This window comes from Clostridium sartagoforme (assembly GCF_004794105.1).
In the GTDB taxonomy this organism is placed as follows: domain Bacteria; phylum Bacillota; class Clostridia; order Clostridiales; family Clostridiaceae; genus Clostridium; species Clostridium sartagoforme_B.
This window is the reverse complement of record NZ_SRYR01000005.1, coordinates 57746-80704: the sequence shown is the minus strand read 5'-3', so window position 1 is coordinate 80704 and position 22959 is coordinate 57746. Positions and strand designations below refer to the sequence as shown.

Below are 22959 nucleotides of genomic sequence, written 5' to 3'. Positions count from 1 at the left end.
GATATAATTCTTTAAAGACCCCTAAAAAAATGTTTTTTTAAATCCATTAGGAGTTTTTTTATTATAACAGAACTTTATAATCCACTATAATATTCTTCTTTTTTCTTTTCCCAATATATCTTATCTTCTTCTGTAATTTTTCTTAAAACTCTACAAGGATTACCTACAGCTATTACATTATCAGGTATATCCTTAGTTACTACTGAACCCGATCCTATAACTACGTTATTCCCTATGATAACACCTGGGTTTATTACTGTACTTCCACCGACCCATACATTATTCCCAATTTTAACAGGTTTCCCAAACTCTAAGCCTGTATTTCTAACTTCAGCATCTATTGGATGACCTGCTGTATAGATACATACTCTAGGAGCAAAAAACACATTTTCTCCTATATCTACATTACATACATCCAAAATTATACAATCAAAATTAGCATAAAAATTATTTCCTACGGAAATATTGCATCCGTAATCACATTTAAAAGAAGGTTCAATATAAATATTATCCCCTGTTTTTTTAAATAACTCTTTTAATAGTTCTGCTCTATACTCTTTTTGCTCTTCTGTAGTATTATTAAATAATCTAGTTAACATTCTAGATTTCTTTGCATCAGCTTTAAGCTCTTTGTCATTAGCCATATATAAATTTCCTGATAGCATTTTTTCTTTTTCAGTCATAATCCACCTCTACTTATATAATTATTCTCTTAAATAATTATACTAATAATTACTATTAATTACTATTAAAAACACTGATTATTATACAAATACTCTATAATCTTTTATGTGTTTAAGTACTTTTTAATCCTTTCTTTAGCTTTTTTTGCTACAAAAACTTTTAAGTTTAATGAATTAGATATTTCTACATTACATTTTTTAATTTAAGTATCGCCTCTTTTATTAAAATATTTCTTCTTTTATATCTAATAAATTATTAAAACTCTTATAGCAGTATTTTTTTATTTCATTATCTGCTTTCTTCAAGTCTTCTACATGTAACACCTTCATATTTGCTTTGTATGCTGCCTTTACACCAGCTAAGGAATCTTCAATAACTAAGCAATTTTTAGGGTTTACATTAAGCTTATTAGCAACTTTTAAATATATTTCAGGATTAGGCTTTGTCTTTTCCACTTCATCCTTACAAACTATCTCATCAAAATATTTCCTTATATTTGCTTTTTCTAATTGCTTATTCATTCGTTCTCTATCTGAAGATGTAGCTAAGGCAACTTTATAATTCTTACTTTTTAAGTGAGTTAAAATTTCAACAGCTCCCTCTTTAATATATATACACTTTTCTATCTCCTCTTTTAAGGCAAGATCTTTTTCTACATACATCTTCTCAATTGGAAGTTCTTCTCCAAACTCTCTTAGAAATACTTTTTTCACATTTTCTCTTCCAGTGGCAATAACTTGACTATATATATCCTTAGTCATTTTATAACCATACTTTTTAAATACGTTTTTCCAAACCTTTAAATATATGCTTTCAGTATCAAAAAGCACTCCATCCATATCAAATATAACTGATTCTACTTTCTTCATATAAACTAGGGTCAATCCTCCATCTATTTCTTTAACTATTTCTGCGTATAAATATTATAAATTACTTCCTACTTGTTGTTTTTCTCTATATATTCTATTAATTCAATATAATTTTTTTCTGATATTTCTATCTTTTCCTTATAGTTTTCTGAATTATTATTAGAACTTACTATTTTATCATAGTTCGATAATGTCTCTAATAAGGATTTCTTTAATTTAGGGATAGCATCTATTATAATTTTCATTCCTATAACATATTCTTCATCGCTAATGTTGAAGCATTTAAACATTCCCGAAGTATATCTTCCATCAGATAATATATAAATATATCTATCTTTCATTTCAGAAGAAAAATCAACTTCTATTTTATGTTTATACAATCTAAAAACTATATCTTTATCTTCCAGTATTACTGGAAAGATAGAAGAGAATAACATAACCACCTCTTCTTCTTCATCTGCTAATCCAGTAAAATCATGTTCATTTAATTTTTCTAATATATCATCAGTAAAAATAGTATCTTTTATCTTCTTAGCTAGTTTAGCTTTCAATTTTTGTTCCTTTTCTTCACTGAATAACTTATCTATCGAATCAAAAAACTCTGCAAATTTTCCCATAATAACCTCCTACAAATTAATATTAATAAGACTATCTTAAGATATAGTTCAATAAATAATCTACATATTTAGTAATTATGTTATTTTAAATATTAACTAACTTAAAAAAATATAGAAAATTTATTACAACTTAGATATATTAATTACACTTTATAATTTATTAAAATCATTTTAAAGTAACTAAAGTGATGCAAGCAAGCATTACTTACTTTACACCACTTAATAGATTTATTAATTAATTAATTATTCTTATCGGATTTTAATATAACATCTAAATTATTATCAACAGCATAATTAATAGCCTTTGCCACACCTAAATCATTGTTACTTGCAGTTATATATTTTGCAATGGCTTTAACTTCATCAATTGCATTTTTCATAGCTACACTCTCTTCAAAAATTTCAAACATAGAGTAGTCATTAAAGCTATCTCCAAGAATCATAACTTCATTATTAGCAAGACCTTTTTTAGCTGTTATTCTCTCTAAGATAATTCCTTTTTGCGCATTAATATCTGTAATCTCAATATTATCTCTAAAGGAAGAGGAAATAGCTAATCCATCTATCTCACTTAATACCTTCTTCATTTTATCTATAAGTTCAATATCATTATGGAAGGCAACAAATTTTCTTACCTCTACTCCACCTTTAAAAAATTCATCTACATCATCTATATATTGAAGACAAGTGAAAAAACCTAAGTTTTCTGCAACTTCTCTAGCTTCATCTTCTGATATCCCTGGATTAAAGGTCATAGTTCTAAATATAATTTCTTTTAAAGCTTCTTCTTCTGTAGAAGTTGTAAATATTCCCTTATCAGTGAAAATTCTAGCTGAAAGGTGATGCTTATCTAATAGCTCTATTATTTTTTTAGCACTTTCTTCCTTTATATTAATAACTTCTAAGATATTTCCATCTTCATCTCTATATTCTGCTCCATTTGAAAGAACACACTGTACTTTTAAATTATGTTTTTCTAAAAGTCCCTTTACACTTTCGTATTCTCTACCTGTAGAAATAGCAAAAGTCATTCCTGCTTCTTCAGCTCTTCTGATTGCTTCAATTGTTTCTTTATCTATGTCATGGTCACTATTTAGCAATGTTCCATCCATATCTGATGCTATAAATTTTATCATAACTACTTTCTCCTCCATATCTCTTTTATCTTATAGTCTATATTTTCCCTTACTATATATTATCATACCTAATTAATGCTTCTCAAATATTCTCATCATTAATTAATTTATCCCTTAACTCTTTTGCTGTCATAGGTTTATAATAATAGTATCCTTGTGCAATATCAAATCCCTTTTCACTTAAAAAGTTTGCTTGTGCTACAGTCTCTACACCTTCAGCCACTGTGCATATACTAATATCCCTAGCCATATTAACTAAATTATGCAATATAGCTTGCCCTTTTTTATTATCTTCTAAATTAGTTAAGAATCCTCTATCAAACTTTAAGTAGTCTACTTTCAGATCTTTTAATGTATTTAATGATGAGTAACCTGAACCAAAGTCATCAATATAAATTTTAAAGCCTGCATTTTTTAACCTTTCCATTACATTTATAATTAAATCAGTATCTTCAAAAAATGCACTTTCAGTAAGCTCAATTCCTATTTTACTTGGCTCTACATTGTGATCTTTAACTATCTTTAATAATTCATCTACTAAATCTAAATCAGATAAATGTACTCTAGACAAGTTAATAGATAATGTTTTTGGAAGCACTATACCTTCTGATTCCCATTTTTGAATATAAAATGCTACCTCATTAAACATATAGTAATCTAATTTCTTTATAAATTGATTTTTTTCAAATAATGGAATAAACTTATCCGGATAAATTATACCTTTTTCAGGATGATACCATCTAACTAGTGCTTCTGCACCTATAATTTTCCCTGTTTTAAAAGACACTTCTGGTTGAAAATATACTTTAAATTGCTTTTCTCTCAATGCTTTATCCATATAGTTTTCAAGTTCTTTTTCCATTAGCATTTTTTCTCTTAAATCCTTAGTGTAAATAGCCCCTGTAGTTTTGTGGCTACCCTTAACTCTTTTCTTAGCAAGGTTTGCTCTATCTACTATTAAATCTAAAGGATCCTTTTTATCATCTATTATGCATATACCGTAATTTAAAATAAACTTATAAGAATAAATTCTTCCACTCATATTTTTAATTACTTTATCTAAATTATTCAATATCTCTATTGTCATACTGTCCATCCGGTTCAACATGCTATCTTCATCTATATATTCTAGAAGAATTAAAAAATTATCAGCACTATGTCTTGCATATATTTCATTTTGCGTTAAATTTTCACAGATAACAAAGGCCATATGTCTTAAAATATCATCTCCATTTTCATATCCAAAGACATCATTAACTACTTTAAACTTATCTATATCTAATGTTACTAGTGCATAACTATTTTTATATTCTTTACTCATTCTTTTATTAAAATCATAAAAAAATGAATTATAATTGGGATCATTCGTAACTGAATCAACAAATGCTATTTTTTCTAACTTGTTATCAGCTTTTCTTTTGGAATAAATAATATATGTTACTATAATCAAAAGTAATATTGACATGCTAATCCACATTAAAGAAGATATGTTATTCAAACTAGTTATATTTTTCTCTATGATACTTGCGGGAACAATAGATATGATATACCAATTATTTATACCTATTGGAGCATAGGCTATATACTTACTATCATTACTACTTGATTGAGTCTTTAGAACGCCTTTTTCAAACTTCCTTGAACAATCAACAAAGGTATTATTATTTTCAAACTTAACTTCTCTTAAATCCGTAATACCACTATCATAGTTTTTATGATTCTGGCTTGTAATAATGGCACCACTAGAATCTACTAATGCTAAATATCCTTCTCCCCCTAAAATATTTACATCTAATAATTTCTTAAATTCAGAAACTTCTTTTGAGGCAGCTAATACACCTATTACCTCATTATTTTCATTAAATATTGGTACTGCAAATGTGCTACCTATTTCCGCACTAACCTTCTCTTGCATAAAATTAGAAATATTTACTTCTCCATTCATTGCTTTTTGAAAGTATTCTCTATCTGAAAAGTTAATGTCTTTGAAGTCATTTGAGTACCCATCTCCATTAGGATCAATTAATTCGATTCTTTGAAAACTCGATTCTTTAACATAATTATATAATACATCTTTCATTTCCTCTGTGTTATATCCACTTTTTAAAGAAATAGCTGTACTTAAATTTTTAAGTTCAGTAATACCAGACTGAAGCTTTATCTTCATTGTATCCGTAGTTCGATCTGCTACTTCAAGCAATCTTTCTTTTGTATCATTATTTAATATATTTCTCATATAATCTAAATATGTAAACGAACAAATCAACGCAAATACTATAGTAACAAAAAAAGCAGCAACTACTTTTAAGGTATAGTTTCTTTTCCGCTTCATTATTTTACCCCCTGTGTCCAATTAAAGTTCCCATATAATTATTTTCATCTTTACATTTTCTTATTATATCATAGGCAAGAAAATTTTGTCTCCTTTTTCTATAATTTAGCATTTTAAAACATTTATATGAGAATATTTTTAAAGTATATTTAATATGATTAAACATATTTTCATATATTGTATGACAAGCCTATTTTCACATAAAAACTACAGTCCCTACATTTCTCACTTGTTTAATATCCCCTTTAATAATTATAACTAAGGGTATCTTCTTATACTAAAATCTCTATATTAATCTTAAATATAGCGCCTTAAATACGACTCATTTTAATAAAAAAAGCTCCATGTATAATTTCCATGAAACCTTTTATAACTCTTTGTTTATTATTTATATTCTTTCCTTCATTATATAAAAGCATTTTCTTTTTTAAACTGTGTATCATATAGCTTCTTATATAATCCACCTTCATTTAACAATTCATTATGCTTTCCTGATTGAACTATTTTTCCATCTTCAAAAACTAATATATTATCTGCTGATAAAATTGTAGATAATCTATGGGCAATAACTATACTTGTCCTACCTTTTAGTAATGGAACTAACGCTTTTTGTATATACATTTCAGAAACAGAATCTAAGGCAGATGTAGCTTCATCAAGAATTAATATCTTAGGATTCTTTAATATTACTCTTGCAATTGATATACGCTGCTTTTCTCCGCCTGATAGTTTAATACCTCTATTCCCTACTACTGTTTTATAATTATCCGGTAAAGACATAATAAAATCATGGATATATGCAGCTTTACATGCTTCGATTAACTCTTCATTAGTAGCATCTTCACTTCCATATCTTAAGTTAGCTTCAATAGTATCATTAAATAAATATGGTTCTTGCATAACTATCCCTATTTGTCTACGGAGGGATTGAAGGGTTACATCTCTTGTATCATGTCCATCTATTTTTATACTTCCTTCTGAAACTTCATAAAGTCTTGGTATAAGATTAGTTACTGTAGTCTTCCCTACTCCACTAGCTCCTACTAAAGCAGTCATTGTTCCAGAATTAATAGAAAAATTAATGTCATGTAGTACTTGAAGATCCTTTTTATATGCAAAAGAAACATCTTTAAATTCAATATTTCCATTTACTTTTTCTAAATTAATTGCATTATCTTTATCTCTACTTTCTTCTTCTATATCAAAGTAATCAAATATCCTTTGGAATAATGCTAGAGATCTAGTAACGTCAATATGAATATTGGAAAGCTGAGTTACTGGCCTATATAACCTATCTAATAAAGCAACAAAAGCAACTATTTCTCCAATAGACATCTTATCTATCATAAATAAATATCCGCCATATAAATATATAAGCATAGGTCCTAAAGTAGTGAAAATACTCATAGTCATAAAGAACCATCTTCCTGCTAGTGTTTCTTTTATCTGCAGGTTAATAACCTTTTTATTAGTACTTTCAAATTGGTTATAAGAATCCTTTTCTTTAGTGAAGATCTTCATTAATGTTGCTCCACTAATACTTAAGGTTTCTTGAATTAATTGATTTAATTCGCTTAACCTTTCTTGACTATCCATGGCTATCTTCCATCTATATTTCCCAACCTTTCTTGTTGGTAATATAAACACTGGTAATATTATAAAACTTATCAATGCCATCTTCCAATTCATTGCAAATAATGCCACCATAGTTGTTGCAAGGGTTAATATACTCCCTAAGGCATTTACAATTGTCGTTTTAAAAATATCTTGAATACCTTCAATATCACTTGTCATTCTGGTAGTAATTTCACCTGGCTTCGATAGTGAAAAGAAATTCATAGACATATGCTGCAGATGCATATACATTTCATTTTTCATATTATAAATAATATGTTTAGATATCCATGTATTAATATAATTTTGTCCAACAGAGACTAATTCCTTAAGAACTGTAGCTCCAATACATGCAAGTATAAACATAATAAGTAGATACATACTTTTCTCTGGTAAAGCCTTATCAATAATATTTTTAGTCATTATAGGAGGCACTAGTCCTAATATTGATACAATAAGTAGTAAAATAATAGCTAAAATCATCTGCTTCCAAAAAGGCTTAAAGTATTTAAATATCCTAAGTAATATATCTTTAGATATTTTTATTTCCTTATCCTCCTCTTTGGCAAACCTCATTTTGCCTCCAAATCCTCCTGCCATAATTATTCCTCCATTTACATACAGTTTTACATTTAAAAGCTCCACACCTTAATCCATACTGTAAATGTATCCTCTAGTTAAATCCAAATCCTCTTATTTTCTCTATGATGATTAAATTTATCAGGTCTTCCATGTTTCCTATGATGTCCTCCACGCCCCTTCTGAGAACATTCTAACTTTGTATTATCTTTCAATCCCTCTTCAGTACTATCAATAGTTTCAAGATTTGAGTTAACCTTATTAACTATCTCTAGCATTTTTTCTTTTTCCTCTACTGTTAAGCAATTAAAAACAGTATCAGGTAATTCATCCTTTACCTTAGTAAAATCATCAATAATTTTTTTACCTTCATCAGTTAAAAATACATGCATTACCCTACCATCATTTTCATCCTTTTCACGTTTAACTAATGAACTCTTTTCTAAATTAGTTATCATTTCTGTTAAAGATGATGGTCTCATATCTAACATTTCCGCTAAATCACGTTGAATGATTCCATCATTCTTAGAAATAAAATGTAGTAGTCTTATTCTTCCTCTATGGATTCCTTCATTTGTCTTTACTGCTCTATGTCTATTTCTATGCATATGTCTATTTAGTTTTTGCACTGCATCATATAATTCATTTGAAATTTTTTCTGTCATATAAACATCCTCCTTATAATTTTATAATTATTTAGGTACCTAATTAAATTAATTATATTCTTTATACCAATCCTATGTCAATAAAAATAATTAGGTTCCTAACTTTTTTGTTATTAATATATAGTAAATCCTATTACTATAAATAATAAAAATTAATATATAAGTTTCAATAAATAATCTACATTTTTAGTGTTTGCTTTATTTTAAAGATGATGTCGCACAATGTAAATTAAGAATGAATAATAAAAAAACTCCCATAGGAGTTTTGAAAAGCAATTAATTTTAGTAATTCTGTAAGAATTACATCAATAATTATTCATTTTTAATTCTTAATTTGAGCTGATAATTGGACAACCCCCTTACTTAGCTAAATATTTTCTAACCATTGAACTGCTAATTTAAACCAAGTACCTACATGTGGATTTATATGATTTACCTTGTCTTTTCTTGCAGAAGTTTCTCCACAAAGACTTAGTCCATGTACACCAGTTGGATATATATGTAACTCAAATGGCACATCATTTTCCTTTAAAGAAGTTGCAAATTTTAATGAATTTTGCACAGGAACTGTTCCATCATCGAAAGTATGCCATAAAAATGTTTGTGGAGTATCCTTAGATACCAATTTTTCTAAAGAAAGCTTTTCTCTTTCCTCTTCACTTGCATCCTCCCCTAATAAACAGTCAAAAGAACCTCTATGAGAAAATTCCCCACTAGTTATAACTGGATAAGAAAGTATCATAGCATTTGGTTTAATATCCATTTTATTTACTTTTAATGTTTCTGAAATAAACTCTCTATCCCATAAAACTCCTAGACTTCCTGCTAAATGCCCTCCAGCTGAAAATCCACTAACTATAATTTTATCTTTGTCCACATTCCATATTTCACTCATTTTTCGAACATAATTCATAGTAGCTGCAAGCTCTAATAATGCATCTGGAAATTTATTTGGAGCAACACTATATCTCAAAACAATAACATTAAATCCTTCTGAAATAAATCTTAAGGCTACAGGCTCAGCTTCTCTATCTGAAGTCATAGAATATCCTCCACCTGGACATATAATAATAGTTTTTCTTTTTTTCTTTATGTCAATTTCTTCACTATTATCAGGTATATATGCATTAATAAAAGCTTTACTATCCTTTAAATTACTATTTACTTCACTTATATTTATCTTTTCATATATCATTTTTTATTCCTTCCTCTGTATAAAATAACTTTACTCTTGCACTAAATCTCATACGATTATTTTGCTTCCATAAATAAATTTCAAAACCATAATTTATAAAATAATTATATCATATCCTAATATTTCAAGTACACCCATCAAAAATATTAACTAGAAACTAAAGATACATACACAATATTTTATAAATAATTTGATTGTATACAAACTTATAGCCTTTGTCTTTCCATCCTTATCAACCTCCAGCACCTTATTACTAACTAATTCAGAGGTCTCCGTATAAATTATAATAATTTCTACACCATTCACAGGCAAAGCTTCTTCACCAGCAAATAATATAAATTCTAATTTTCTAAAGCTAATCTAATCACCTTAATTTATTGATTTTATATTAATATATTAAAGTTTCATACTAATGTGATTTTTATTATCTTTGAAAATTCAATGTATACTTTATAATTTGATTATTAATTAGTAATACTTTAAATATTGTGGTAATATTATGTAGACTAAAGAGAAAAAATAAATTATATATTACGGAGGAACCTGTGGCTAATAATAAAAATGTTAAAAGAAATTTTCATTTCAATAATATAGAAAAGAAAGATAAAAATTTTATGTATCAAAATCTTGAAAGAAGCAATTGCTACAACTGTAATTTCTCAGGTTCAAATTTTGATTACGTAAACTTTAGAGGGGCTCATTTTAAATCTTCTAGTTTCCTAAATTGTAGTTTTAAATGGTCTGAGTTTATCGGAACAAATTTTAGAAAGAGTAATTTTAAAAATGCAAACTTTGAAAATGCTATTTTTGATTCAGTGAAATTAGATGATATTAATTTTAAAGATGCTAAGTTTAAGAATACAATCTTCGTTTCTTGTGATGTAAGTAAGGCTAAAAACTTAGATATAGATAATCCAGAAATAAGAGTATTTAATGAGATGCCTGAAATAGAAATTAGCGAAGAGCTAAGAGTTGCTACTCTTAATACCTTCAATAATAAATATGTAAAATCCTCAAGAATATTAGATACTAAAGATGGTGGAATTAATAACTTAAGTCTTATGATTCTTTTAGAGACTTTTGATGAAGAAACCTTAATTAATGGGCTAAATTATATTACTGACAATTTAGATAAGGATTTTTATACTATAAGTTACTTAATAAAATATATTAAAAATATTGAATAATTATATATTAATATTATTTAAAATAAGGCTGTTACAAAAACAGCCTTATTTTAAGTTTAAAAATGATTTATCATAATTATTTAAGCATCCTTTGATTTAGACATCATAATAGGTATTGTCGTTGCTACTACTAAAATTATAAGTAATATTATTGCAATCATATTACCGCTAGCAAAACCACTTGGAGTTCTTGGAGTAATTACCCCAGTAACTTGAAGTATTATACCTATAAGTCCTATTATTGATCCTCCTGCAACAAGTCCAGATGATAAACTTATTCCATTTGATATCTTAACTTCTTTATCTTTTTCGCTATTGCTCATCTTTTCTACTAATAGGCGTATTAATGCGCCAACTAGTATTATTGAAGTAGTTGAAATAGGTAAGTAAAAACCAATTGCAATAGTCATTATCGGTAAATCTAAAAAGAATAAAAATAATGCCATAACAACTCCTACTATTATCATTGGCCAAGGTAAGTTTCCTGACATTATTCCTGAAGTTAGTGTTGCCATTAAGTTAGCTTGTGGTAATGCAAATTGAGCATTTGCTCCTGTTTCAGCTAATTGGCTTGAAAGTAACATTATTGTACCTGTAACTACAATTACTCCTATTATACTTGCTATTGCAAAGGAGTTCTGCATTTCAGTTTTGCTTCCACCAATAATAAATGTTACCTTTTGGGATTGACTATATCCACCAGCTACTGATATTGCTACCACCATAAAGGCTGCAAATAATAATAATGATTTATTATCTGACTTCGTAGTCCATCCAAAAATCACAAAAAATAATGTTAAAATAACTAATGAAGCTATAGTCATTCCTGATACAGGAAGGTTTGATGTACCTATGGTACCTGTTAATCTACCAGATACAATAACAAATAATAATGAAAGTATTAATGACACAATTGTTGCAATTATAGCCATCTTAATTGTTCCAGATATAAAATATCCTGCAGCAAAAGCAATAATTACTCCTGCTAATAATATAATAATCTCACTAGAACCCTTCTCACCTTTGTCACTATTACCAGACCTAGCCTTTAACGTTTCCTTAATAGAAACTATAATAGTTGGGATTAACTTTATTGCTCCGATTATTCCTCCACATAGCATCATTCCTGCGCCTATATATTTAACATAATTTCCTGATATAGCATTCACATCCATTTGATGAAGTAATAATGAAGCATCATTCCAAGATTGTATATTTTTATCTGCTAGGTCTGTAAAATAACCTATTAATGGAGCTATACCAAAATTGGCTAATATTGATCCAGCAAACATAGTTAAGGATACTTCAAGACCTACTATAAATCCTATTCCAAGTAAAAGTGGATTTACTTCTGTTGCAAACTTCCATTTATAAAACTTACTTCCCATATAAGAAATAGTGTTATTAACTATATTTAAAAATGATCCTGTTAAAACATTAATAATACCACTTATAGCAAATCCTATTCCCATATATTTTATAGCATCTCCTCCACCTTCTGATGCTACAAGAGTTTCAGAAATAGCCATAGATTCTGGATACATAAGATTTCCATGCTCTTCAACCATTAAATAATTATATACTAAAGATAGTGCTCCTATTCCAAATAGTATTCCACCTACTCCAACTGCAAGGCCTTCAAAAAAAGTAATATTTTTTCCTATTAATATAATTGCAGGTAAAACATAAATCATACCACTTGCTATGGACTCTCCGCCACTAGACATACCTTGAGTAATATTTTTACCAAGCATCCCCTTATCTTTTGCAAATACTCCAATTAGCATAGATCCAATAATTGCTCCAGGAATACCAGCAGCAACTGTTAATCCAGATTTCATACCTGAATACGCAGTAGAAGCTGCAAATATTGCAGATAAAACTGAACCTATTATAAGTACTGATATATTACTTCCTTTCTTAGATTTATCAGTTAAATATGGAACATAGTCTTTTCCATGGACTCCTCCATAAGCTTCTTTAGGTAATTTTTTTCCCATATATATTCTCCTTCTTTTGTTTATAATTTTAATAATCCTTAGTATATCCTTTTTTATTAACATAATTTAAGGTGCTGTAGAAAAATACAATTTGGTTATTTGTGAAGTTGCTTCTTCTATATCTTATATTGCCTTATTTTTCGATTTATTATTATAAAATAATATTTCTGCACTTTCAATAAAAAAAACTACCCCATTTTTTTAATGAGATAGTCACTTAATTTTAGCAATTTTGAAAAAATTACATCCATAATTCTTTAATTCTTTAATTATTCATTTTCTATTTTAAACTAATTCTTAATTAATCGCCGAATCAATTAAAGTAATTTTTTCTGATACTTTTGTTCTTTCCTGAGCTTTCGGTGTCATATCTGGATATCCAACATGTAATATTGCTACTATTTTTTCTCCTGGTACTACACCAACAGCTTCCCTAAAGCTTGGTAATGTAAGATATCCATCACTCTTCCAAAATACTCCTATTCCTCTTTCCCAAGCAGCAAGCTGGAAGTTTTGAATTAAGGCATTATTAGCTGCATAATCTTCTTCCTTTAATAGCGGTTGAGGATCTTCTGGCATTACTACTAATATATGAGCTGGAATAGATGAGAAGTAATTTTTCATATCTTCAGGACTCTTTTTCATTTTTCCAGCCTTTGATGCTATATCAAAGATTATGTTTCCAAGAGCCTTACTTCCTTCATCCTTGTAAATAATAAATCTCCAAGGTTCCTTTAACTTATGATTAGGAGCCCAAGATGCCACTTGAAGTAAATCTTCTAATATCTCAGTTTCTATAGCCTCATTCTTAAATTTTCTTATTGTTCTTCTGTCAGTAATTAGTTGTGACATTGGATATTTATTTTCCATTTATATCATCCCTTCAATTATCTTTTTTTTATATTTTGTGATCATAACCTTACGCTAAAATTTCTCTAACCCATCCTATATGGTGCATGTCCACAAAAAGTATGTAAATATATTTAAAAATCTATATATCAACTAAATTCTTATAATCACTCACAATTGATATTAATTATCATTATCTATTAATATTTTAACCTTTTTTACTATTACTGTCAATGTCTGAAAATTGATAATATAACCTCTATTTTTGATATTGTAATTTTAATTAAAACCCTTATCAATTACTAATATAATTCAAATAATTTCAAATTAGTTTTTAACCATTAATATTTTTTTCTTTAAATCTATATAAGTGAATTAAAAAGTACAGTAAAAATTAAATCTACTGTACTTATAATCTTTCTATTATTTAGTTATCCTTATTGATTGAGGAAAATGAAAGAAATTAAAAGGATCATACTTTTTCTTAATCTTAGTTAACCTACATATATTTTCTCCATAATAAGCTTTCTCATAATCTTTTAAAAGGTTATATGGAAAGTTAACATAAAATCCTTCTGTTAATGTCTTCAGATAACAAACTTTATTATCTAACCATTTTCTATTTTCCTTTGCAAACTTTGAATCTTCCCAAACTGTTTGCATTCCAATAATATAATTTGAATCTCTATAATAAAAGGCTGTTTCTCTGCTTCCTACATCTTTAACAGCCCCACCAAGTCCATAAAATGTTACTGCAGTAAAAATAGAACCTTCTGGCCTACTTCTTACTACTCCAGCTAAATTATATAATTCATCTTTTGTGTACATTCTATTAGAAAAAGCCCCTGTGTCCTTAAACTTCTCACTAGCAGGATATAAATCCTCAATTAAGCTTATTGCTTCTAAAAATGTTACATATCTAAATACATATGATACATTTGATAATCTTAAAAATCGATTTAATATCTCTTTTATTTCTTTTTCTTTTCCATAGAATATTCCTGATATATCTATTCCTTTTCCTTCTACATGAGAATTATAAAAACTAGCTCTTATATTTGCTCTCCTATCTAAATGCTTAAATAAATTTTGATAAAGATTCATTACATATGCTTGTTCTTGTTGACTTGTCTTACTATAAAGAATTCTAAATATAGTTACATACTTAACCTTAGGTGGAAGCTTAAATTTAAGTGAAGTTACAACTCCAAAGTTTCCTCCACCTGCACCCCTTAGAGCCCAAAACAAATCTGTATTAACTCTCTTATTTGCTTTTAAAACTTCACCTTCATAGTTAACTATTTCAGCTTCAACTAAACTATCTGTTCCAAGACCAAATAATCTTGCAGATAATCCCCAACCTCCACCAAGGGAGTATCCTGATAATCCAACAGTTGGACAAGTTCCTCCTGGAAATGGATATCCCCTTTTTCCTAGAAAATCATAAAGCATATAGTTCTCTACTCCTGATTGAATAGTCACTGTATTTTCTTTATAATTAATTCTTATTTTCCTCATTTTGCTTACATCAATAACCACTATATTATTTCCAGTTGAATACCCCTCATAATTATGACCACCGGATCTTACTCTAACCGGACATCTTTTTTTAAAGGCATCTTTTACAGCACAAGCAACATCTTCTGTAATTTTACAATATACTATAGCCTTAGGAAATTTTTGAATTGCTCTATTATAAATCTGCCTATCTTTATTATAGGTTTTACTCTTTCTTGTTACTATTTCACCACTAAAACAAGATTTATCTTTTGATGTATTAGTCTCCAAAGTCATCAACTCCATTTTAAATTAGACTAAATCTATCTAATATATAATATGAGGAAATGTCTTTTTTGACATAATGTTTTATTAAATTCCGTTTTTATTTTAATAATTAAGGTTAAGCTTATTAATAGACTTAATTAAATATTTTCTAGAAACAATACCAGATATCAAATCTGCAAAGGCATAAGATAACCAACATCCCATAGGTCCAAGGATATTACCTAGTATTATAATTGATGGTATAAAGATAATTACCATTCTTAAAAGTGAAAATAAATATGACTTTTTCGCCATCCCTATAGCTCTAAAAGCAGTTCCTCCTACACCTTGTAAAGCTCCTATAGCTGAAAATATTAAAGCAATTCTTATATTAGGTACTGCATACTCTAAAATAGAAGCATCTCCTTCTAAAAATAACCATGCTATCTCTTTAGTAAATATCATCGCCATTACACTTGTGAATAAAACTATAAAAAAGACATACTTTAATGTCAGTTTAACAGCTTTAAGCACTTTATCTATCCTTTTATCACCATAGTTATATCCTAAGATTGGTTGCATTGCTTGTGTTACTCCTGAAACAGGCATAAAAACAAGATTTTGTATCATTCCAAAAAGTCCTACTGCTGGCATTAATTCAATTCCACCAACATTAATCATTACTTTATTAGCCACTAATAGCCCTAAATTCGAAACACTTTGACTAATAAAAGAAGATATTCCTATAGATAATATTTCTTTTACTAGTTTAAAATCTAATTTAAAGTACTCCCACTTTATTTTTAAAACACTACTTACTTTTAATATTTTAATAATTCCATATATAAAAGATAGAAAATTTGCTATTGTAGTTGCTAAAGCTGCGCCTTGTATCCCCCATTTAAAAACAATCATAAATATATAATCTAATATTATATTGGTAATTGAACCAATAACTAATATAATCATTGATTCTTTTGATTTACCTTCTGCTCTTAAAAGATGTCCAAATATAAATGCAGTAGCCATAAAAGGTATTCCTATTAAAAATATGCCAAAATACTCTTTACCTAATAGAAGTAATTCATCTTTTGCACCTAATATTCCTAAAATAGGTTCTAAAAATATTAAAGAAATAATTGATATAGCTATTGAAATACTTACTATAATAGTAAGACTATTACCATAACAGTACTTAGCCCTTTCTATATCCTTTTCACCAAGACTTCTAGATAAAACATTTACTCCTCCAGTTGAAACTAACATAGCAAAAGTCATAATAATTCCTATAAATGGAGTGACGATAGCTACTGCCCCAATAGCTAACTCGCCAATAACTTTCCCTACGAACATAGAATCAATAACTTGATAGAGATTATTAACAAATACAGCTAAAATAGATGGTATAGTTAGATTAATAAGCAATCTACTAATATTGTCATCTCCCAAATCTATTTTTCCAAATAAATATTCTTTACATTTAATTATAATATTCATACATATTCCCCCTAAAACCTTATATTTAGATTTTAGCAAGGATATATTTTTAAATGTTGTTTCCTGTTGCTATATTTATCATCGTATATTGTCTATATTTTAATTTATTATTTATATTTATGACCATAGCAATTTTTATTTATCAATTTCTATAAAATATTGCTCTCCTGGCTTGTAACTTAATGTAAATTCATCCTTATAAACCATATTAAATCTACACTGTGGCATTACTATTCTCCTTATTATTTCCTTTTCCCTTTCATTAATAATAGGTTCATAAGTAGGCTGATTTAAATTTAATATGTGGACTATAACCTTATTAAATCCTTTAGGTAATTTAAATTTAATATCCAGCATTTCATTATTATCATCTACTTTTATCTTTCTTCCTAATATTAATATTTTATATCCTATTTCTTCTTCCCCAGTAATTATATAATCTTCTGTATAATCAACTATATTAGATTCAAGGCTATTTAAAAAACAATAAAAATAATATAATGGTGTTTCTACACCGTTTTCTAATATAAGCTCACTTATTGAAATCCACTCTTCATAATAGGTTTCTTCTCTTATGCTCTTTAATAAATTACTATATCTATAATTCATATCATAATTTTCACTAATTAAATCCTTACTAAAATCAATTTTTTTCAAATCAAATTTATATAAATTATCCCTATCTTTTAATTCTAATATATCCTCTATAGGACTGTTACTTCTTAAAATAAATTTAATTATAGGCATAAATTTATTAACTTTTTTCTTTTCAAGTAAGTTAATCATTAGCTTTCTCTCATTAAAGTCCCTTACCTTCTCTATAAATTTCAAATAATCTTTCATACTATTTCTTAAAATAATTTCTATCTTATCATCTTCTAATTCAGTAACTATCTCATCTTCTTTAGTTACTTCATACATCTTCCTGTATTCGCTTGGTGTATATAAAAAAACTTCTTTAAACCTTTTTATAAATGCTCCTGATGAACTAAAACCTACAATTTCACTAATCTCATTTATACTTTTATTTGTTTTAAAAAGTAAGTCCCTACCTTTATATGATCTTATATTATTTACATAGTTATTTAAACCTCCGAAACCTTTATCATTTAAAAGATGAGAAATATAGTACTTACTAAAATTTAAATTTTTAGATAGCTTGTCTAAGGTTATTTTCCCACTATAATTTTCACTAATATATCTACTAAACTCATAATTCTTTTTAAGGATATCATCATCTAAATTAGCTACTCTTCTATAAAATTCAGTTAATCCAAATTCATCAATAATTAACTCAATTAAACTTTCCTCATAATAATCATATATTGGCTTATTCTTATTTAGCCATTTAAGTTTTCTTTTATTTCTAGAAGCTTCTTCAAATAATGTATTAATAAAATAGATTTTTAATATATAATCTATAACTTTATCTACAGCGCTCTTCTTTTCCTCTAAATATTCTGGATTACAAAGATAATCCTCATGAGAAATATTTCTTATGTATCTACACCTAAACATTTCTCCACTAAGCTCACCATGAAGTTCTCTTATTAATTCTTCATTTATATGTACCATAAGTATAATGTTTTCTTTCCCAATAGTTTTTATTCTATGAATATCTTCATTATTAACTATATATAAATCTCCAGCACCTAGAATATATTTATGATCTATTTTATTTACTTCCAACTCCCCATTAATTACATATAACAACTCAATACTATTATGATAATGATATGATGTTACTATTTCTTTAATAAATTTTACATTTATCTTTATCTCATTATCTAAATACTCTATCCTTCTATACATTCCCTCTCCCCCATATCTAAACTATATAGCTATATTTACCCTATTTAAACCCTATATCTCATAGTTTCTCTCTTTTTAATTACAATCATAAAATTAATTTATCCTATAAATATTATTATAATTAATTTTTATAGCTCCTAATTCCTTACTAAACTATATTATAGCTAAAGATAGGTGTTAAACACTATTTGAATTGCTTCTGTCAAAAAAGGAGCTAACTTCAAGTATTTTTTTAACCTATAGAAGTAGCTCCACTTATTCATTATTCAATTTTTACTTTGTTTTGTTTATTATTAAGAAAGTTAATACTATTATTTCATATATCTATAATTTATCTTTGTTAATTTTAGATATAAATACAGATAATAAAAAAGCTATAGATGATGACAGTATTACAGATATTAATATATTAAACGAAATATTTACATCAAGCTTTTTCATTTCTAATAATACAAATCCTGCAAAAAACCCTACTGCTAATAAATATATTATTATACTCTTAATAATATATTTATTACTAGCTTTACTCTTCCTCCAAAGGCGTAGAGCCGTATATATCATTAGAATAACAATAATATCTATTTGCATAAAATTTAATGCTTCACCTAATTTAGTTATACTAAATTTAGGTATTCCTATATGAATTTTAATAATAGGAATAAATGATAAAATTAACATTGCTATTGTTGTAACTAATGAAGATTTGCTTTCTGATTTTTTATTTACCTTAATTCCTATAAATAAAAGTATAGACACTATTGATACTATAATAGATGTCCATAAAATTTTCATTTTTTCAGCACTATTATCAAAAATTAATGTAATAGAAACTTCTTCATCTGGATGAAACCTGTTTAAATAGTTAAAAAAGATTGTATTTCTATTAGTTCGTAGAGAATGTCTATCTTTAAGTCCATACATTCCTAACTCTTGAAAGTTTATATTATTCTTTATTATTGGGATTTCAGAATTAATATTAACTTCTAAATTCTTTAGCCTACAGTACATATAAGCCTGCTTTATTATAATTTTTTGCATATATTCTAATTTAGGACTTATTGTATAAGATACAACAAAGTCATAAATACCAGGCTCTTTAGGGATATTTATATAATTCCCATCAAAGGTTTCTATACTACTATTACTAATATTTAAGTTGCTTATTTTATCTTCATACCCTTCCCAAAGCTTAATATACTCATTTGAAGGATAAAATTCCCCACCTCTTTTAACATCTATTTCAAAGTGTCTTTCTATAATATAATTTTTATCCTTAGTAATATTAATATTCATAACATCCTTATTTATAATATAAGGATATGGATATTCTTTTGCATTTTTAAATGTTCCTTCAATCAACTTTGCATGAATTACAAACTCATTATTTTCTTCTATAACATCAGTGGATTCTACAATGATTTTATTATCTTTAAGACTATATTTAGCCAAATTAGTATTCTCGCTATCACTGATAAAATCTATTAATCTTATATCTTCAAGCTTACTCCCTCTTGGGTATGTTATTTCTGCTTTAAAATTTTCTACCTTTGTAAACTTAGGTAGTAAGTCTAAATATATATAATCTCCATCTACTTCTTCATCATCATAATAATTTAAAGTATATTTAATTATATATCTCTTATCTCCAGATACCTTTTCACCTTCACTATCTATTATTATATCTTTCGAGTGGGCTTCTTCTTCTACTTCAAAGGAACCTCCTTCAACAGATATATCTGATATTGTCCATTTTTCAAAATAAGATACTAAGTTGATACCTCTTATTATCCCTGACATTTCTTTATTAAAATATACATCTATTGTTTCTGTAACTATAAATTCTCTTTTATCATTAGCTTCTATACTTACATTAAAATTTTTGAAATAGTAACTTCCATTATAATAATCTTCAACATCATCAGTAGCGCTTACTGTAGTTGATAAGAACCCCATTACAAATATACTTATCATTATAGTAAGCATTATTTTTATACCCTTTCTCATAAATTAACACCTTCCCCTAAAAGCATCTTATAAAATAGCTATTAAAATAGTAAATAACGCTTTTCTTAATTTCCTAATATTTATATCCACCCCATCTATATAAATAGTATTCTTAATACTTATTATTGCATAAAGTAAATTAATAATAAACCATTTAATGGATATTGCTATAATGTAGTAAATTGTATATAAAAAAGAGCTTAGTATTTTTTATACTAAACTCTTTTGAATCTATATCTAATCTCATATATTATCTTATTGTCACTGGTTGTTCAAACAACAACCTAAAAATTAATCTGCATTATAAACTTTTTCGTCAAGCATTCCTTCAGATTTAGCAACTACAACACTTGTTGCTGCATCTCCTACTACATTTAAAGATGTTACAAGCATTTCTATCGGTCTATTTATAGCTAATATTAATGAGTAAGCAAGGATTGCTCCATCATTGTTATATCCCATACCTGAAAGTACAGTAAATAATATTATAGCTCCTGCTCCTGGTGCTGCTGGAGTACCAACTGATGCTATTAATGCTATTAATGAAATAACAACTATATTTCCTATTGTTACATCATATCCTGCTGAAGATGCTATAAATATTGTTGCTATAACTTGCATTATTGCAGTACCATTCATATTTACAGTCATTCCAAGAGGTAATATAAATGATGCAATATCCTTATCAACACCTAATTCTTCAGTAGTTGTCTTTGTATTTAAAGGTAATGTTGCTGCTGAAGATGAAGTTGAGAATCCAAATAAAGCAACTTTTCCTATTTTCTTTACAAATTTAAACGGGTTAAGTCTAGCCCCTACTGCTACAAATATAGCATAACCAAATACTAAGAATAGTAATAATGTAATTATTGTAACTACTACATATACTAATGCTGGTTTTAAATTCTCTACGCCATATATTGCAAAGGTTCTTGTTATAAGTACAAATATAGCAATTGGTCCAAACTTAGTTATTACAAAAGTTAAGAATACAGTAATAATAGAGTTAACTTCTTCTAATACAGTCTTTAGTACTTTTATTTTATCACCTAAATTATTAATACATAATCCTGTTACTACTGCAATAAATACCACTGCAAGCACTTCACTATTTTTTGAGAAAACAGATATAATATTATTGGGTATTACATTTACTATTACAAGCAATGGATTTGTTGAACTTGCAACTCCAACTTGTGCTGTAACATTATCCACATTAGCAGTAAATAAACCTAAGTTCTTAATTATAAAACCTATTATTCCAGCTAATGCTAATGCAAAAAATGATGTTACTAAAAATCCTGATATAGTTTTAAATGAAATACGTCCAAGCTTCTTAGTATCACTTATCTTACACATAGCTAATGCTATAGAAGTGAATACCATTGGTACAATTATAAGTTGAAGTGAGTTAACAAATAACTGTCCTATTATATAAAAAATACCTAAAGCGCTTGTTGCACCTTCTGCTGATATATCTTGGAATAAAATATTATTTATTTTTGTCCATGCATCTGCATTTCCATTTGCCATTAAATTTTCTCTTAGTAATAAACACCCTATACCTACTACTAATCCTAAAATAAGAGCAATTGCCATTTTTATAGCTACTCTATTATTGTTGTTTACTTTCATGATACCTTCTCCTAATTGTTATTTCCCTACTTGTCAGATCTAAACAACTTTATCAGGTTTAATATACTTAACTTATGTAATATTTAGCCCTATATTCTAAGCACATATTTTTACTCTTTATCTTAATAACATTACTATATTTAAAACCTTAAAATTCATGTTATACCTAATTTATAAAGAATAAAAAAAACCTTCCTAATATTAAGGAAGGTTACTATAACTCTACTAAATCTTTTATTTTAATCTTATTTAAAATAAAAGGCTAAAACATACAAGCATACTATAACTTCCTTGCTGATTTCTCGAATCAATTTAAAGGGATTTTTTCTTATATTATCATCCATCAGTAAGCTTGTCAATATTTGACGGAGTTATTTTAATAATTATAAATAAATTTAAATTTTCTCAATATTCCCTCTAGTTAATCACATTAGTTAATTATAAATCTAAATCTTTGTTCTTCTTAGAATTAATCATCTCTAATAGATTTCTAGAAGTAACCATTAATTCTCTTTGTTAT

At 27.2% G+C, this 22959-nt stretch carries 16 protein-coding genes; 1 reads left to right on the top strand and 15 read right to left on the bottom strand.

Annotated features, from left to right (window positions below; all coding sequences use genetic code 11):
• Nucleotides 1-74 precede the first annotated feature (74 nt).
• The 8 genes from E5347_RS11025 to E5347_RS10990 all read right to left on the bottom strand — a co-directional run bounded on the left by E5347_RS11025 (nt 75) and on the right by E5347_RS10990 (nt 9691).
• On the bottom strand, nt 75-683 hold the full coding sequence (locus E5347_RS11025) for a sugar O-acetyltransferase (protein ID WP_279230101.1): 609 nt from the start codon (nt 681-683) through the stop codon (nt 75-77).
• Nucleotides 684-905: 222 nt separating this feature from the next.
• Complete coding sequence (locus E5347_RS11020) at nt 906-1553, bottom strand: HAD family hydrolase (protein WP_136007285.1); 648 nt, start codon at nt 1551-1553, stop codon at nt 906-908.
• Between the two features lie 68 nt (nt 1554-1621).
• Nucleotides 1622-2170 (bottom strand): hypothetical protein, encoded by a 549-nt coding sequence (locus tag E5347_RS11015; protein ID WP_136007284.1) that lies wholly within the window; start codon nt 2168-2170, stop codon nt 1622-1624.
• Between the two features lie 239 nt (nt 2171-2409).
• A complete protein-coding gene (locus tag E5347_RS11010) occupies nt 2410-3306 on the bottom strand; it encodes a Cof-type HAD-IIB family hydrolase (RefSeq protein WP_136007283.1) in 897 nt (298 codons plus the stop codon).
• 82 nt (nt 3307-3388) lie between these two features.
• Nucleotides 3389-5638, bottom strand: a complete 2250-nt coding sequence (locus tag E5347_RS11005; RefSeq protein ID WP_136007282.1) for a bifunctional diguanylate cyclase/phosphodiesterase — start codon at nt 5636-5638, stop codon at nt 3389-3391.
• Nucleotides 5639-6043: 405 nt separating this feature from the next.
• Nucleotides 6044-7852, bottom strand: coding sequence for an ABC transporter ATP-binding protein (locus tag E5347_RS11000; RefSeq protein ID WP_136007281.1), 1809 nt, complete (start codon nt 7850-7852; stop codon nt 6044-6046).
• Nucleotides 7853-7929: 77 nt separating this feature from the next.
• A complete protein-coding gene (locus tag E5347_RS10995; RefSeq protein WP_136007280.1) occupies nt 7930-8496 on the bottom strand; it encodes a MarR family winged helix-turn-helix transcriptional regulator in 567 nt (188 codons plus the stop codon).
• Between the two features lie 367 nt (nt 8497-8863).
• Entirely contained in the window at nt 8864-9691 is an 828-nt protein-coding gene (locus E5347_RS10990) for an alpha/beta hydrolase (RefSeq protein WP_136007279.1), read from the bottom strand.
• A gap of 545 nt (nt 9692-10236) precedes the next feature.
• Here E5347_RS10990 and E5347_RS10985 point away from each other — a divergent pair.
• Nucleotides 10237-10878 carry a pentapeptide repeat-containing protein gene (locus E5347_RS10985; protein WP_136007278.1) on the top strand — a complete coding sequence of 214 codons (642 nt, stop codon included), beginning with the start codon at nt 10237-10239 and terminating at the stop codon, nt 10876-10878.
• Nucleotides 10879-10958: 80 nt separating this feature from the next.
• On the opposite strand, the gene E5347_RS10980 is transcribed toward E5347_RS10985, so the two are convergent.
• From E5347_RS10980 to E5347_RS10950, 7 genes are all read right to left on the bottom strand, one after another.
• The gene (locus E5347_RS10980) at nt 10959-12878 is read right to left on the bottom strand and encodes an OPT family oligopeptide transporter (RefSeq protein WP_136007277.1); all 1920 of its coding nucleotides are present in this window, start codon (nt 12876-12878) and stop codon (nt 10959-10961) included.
• Nucleotides 12879-13175: 297 nt separating this feature from the next.
• Nucleotides 13176-13748, bottom strand: a complete 573-nt coding sequence (locus E5347_RS10975) for a nitroreductase family protein (protein ID WP_136007276.1) — start codon at nt 13746-13748, stop codon at nt 13176-13178.
• Nucleotides 13749-14150: 402 nt separating this feature from the next.
• A complete protein-coding gene (locus E5347_RS10970) occupies nt 14151-15515 on the bottom strand; it encodes an FAD-binding oxidoreductase (RefSeq protein WP_243109773.1) in 1365 nt (454 codons plus the stop codon).
• Nucleotides 15516-15614: 99 nt separating this feature from the next.
• A complete protein-coding gene (locus E5347_RS10965) occupies nt 15615-16988 on the bottom strand; it encodes an MATE family efflux transporter (protein ID WP_136007275.1) in 1374 nt (457 codons plus the stop codon).
• A gap of 135 nt (nt 16989-17123) precedes the next feature.
• The gene (locus E5347_RS10960) at nt 17124-18800 is read right to left on the bottom strand and encodes an AraC family transcriptional regulator (RefSeq protein WP_136007274.1); all 1677 of its coding nucleotides are present in this window, start codon (nt 18798-18800) and stop codon (nt 17124-17126) included.
• A 324-nt stretch (nt 18801-19124) separates the two neighbouring features.
• On the bottom strand, nt 19125-20804 hold the full coding sequence (locus tag E5347_RS10955; protein ID WP_136007273.1) for a DUF2207 domain-containing protein: 1680 nt from the start codon (nt 20802-20804) through the stop codon (nt 19125-19127).
• 291 nt (nt 20805-21095) lie between these two features.
• A complete protein-coding gene (locus E5347_RS10950; protein WP_136007272.1) occupies nt 21096-22439 on the bottom strand; it encodes a dicarboxylate/amino acid:cation symporter in 1344 nt (447 codons plus the stop codon).
• Between the last annotated feature and the right edge of the window lie 520 nt (nt 22440-22959).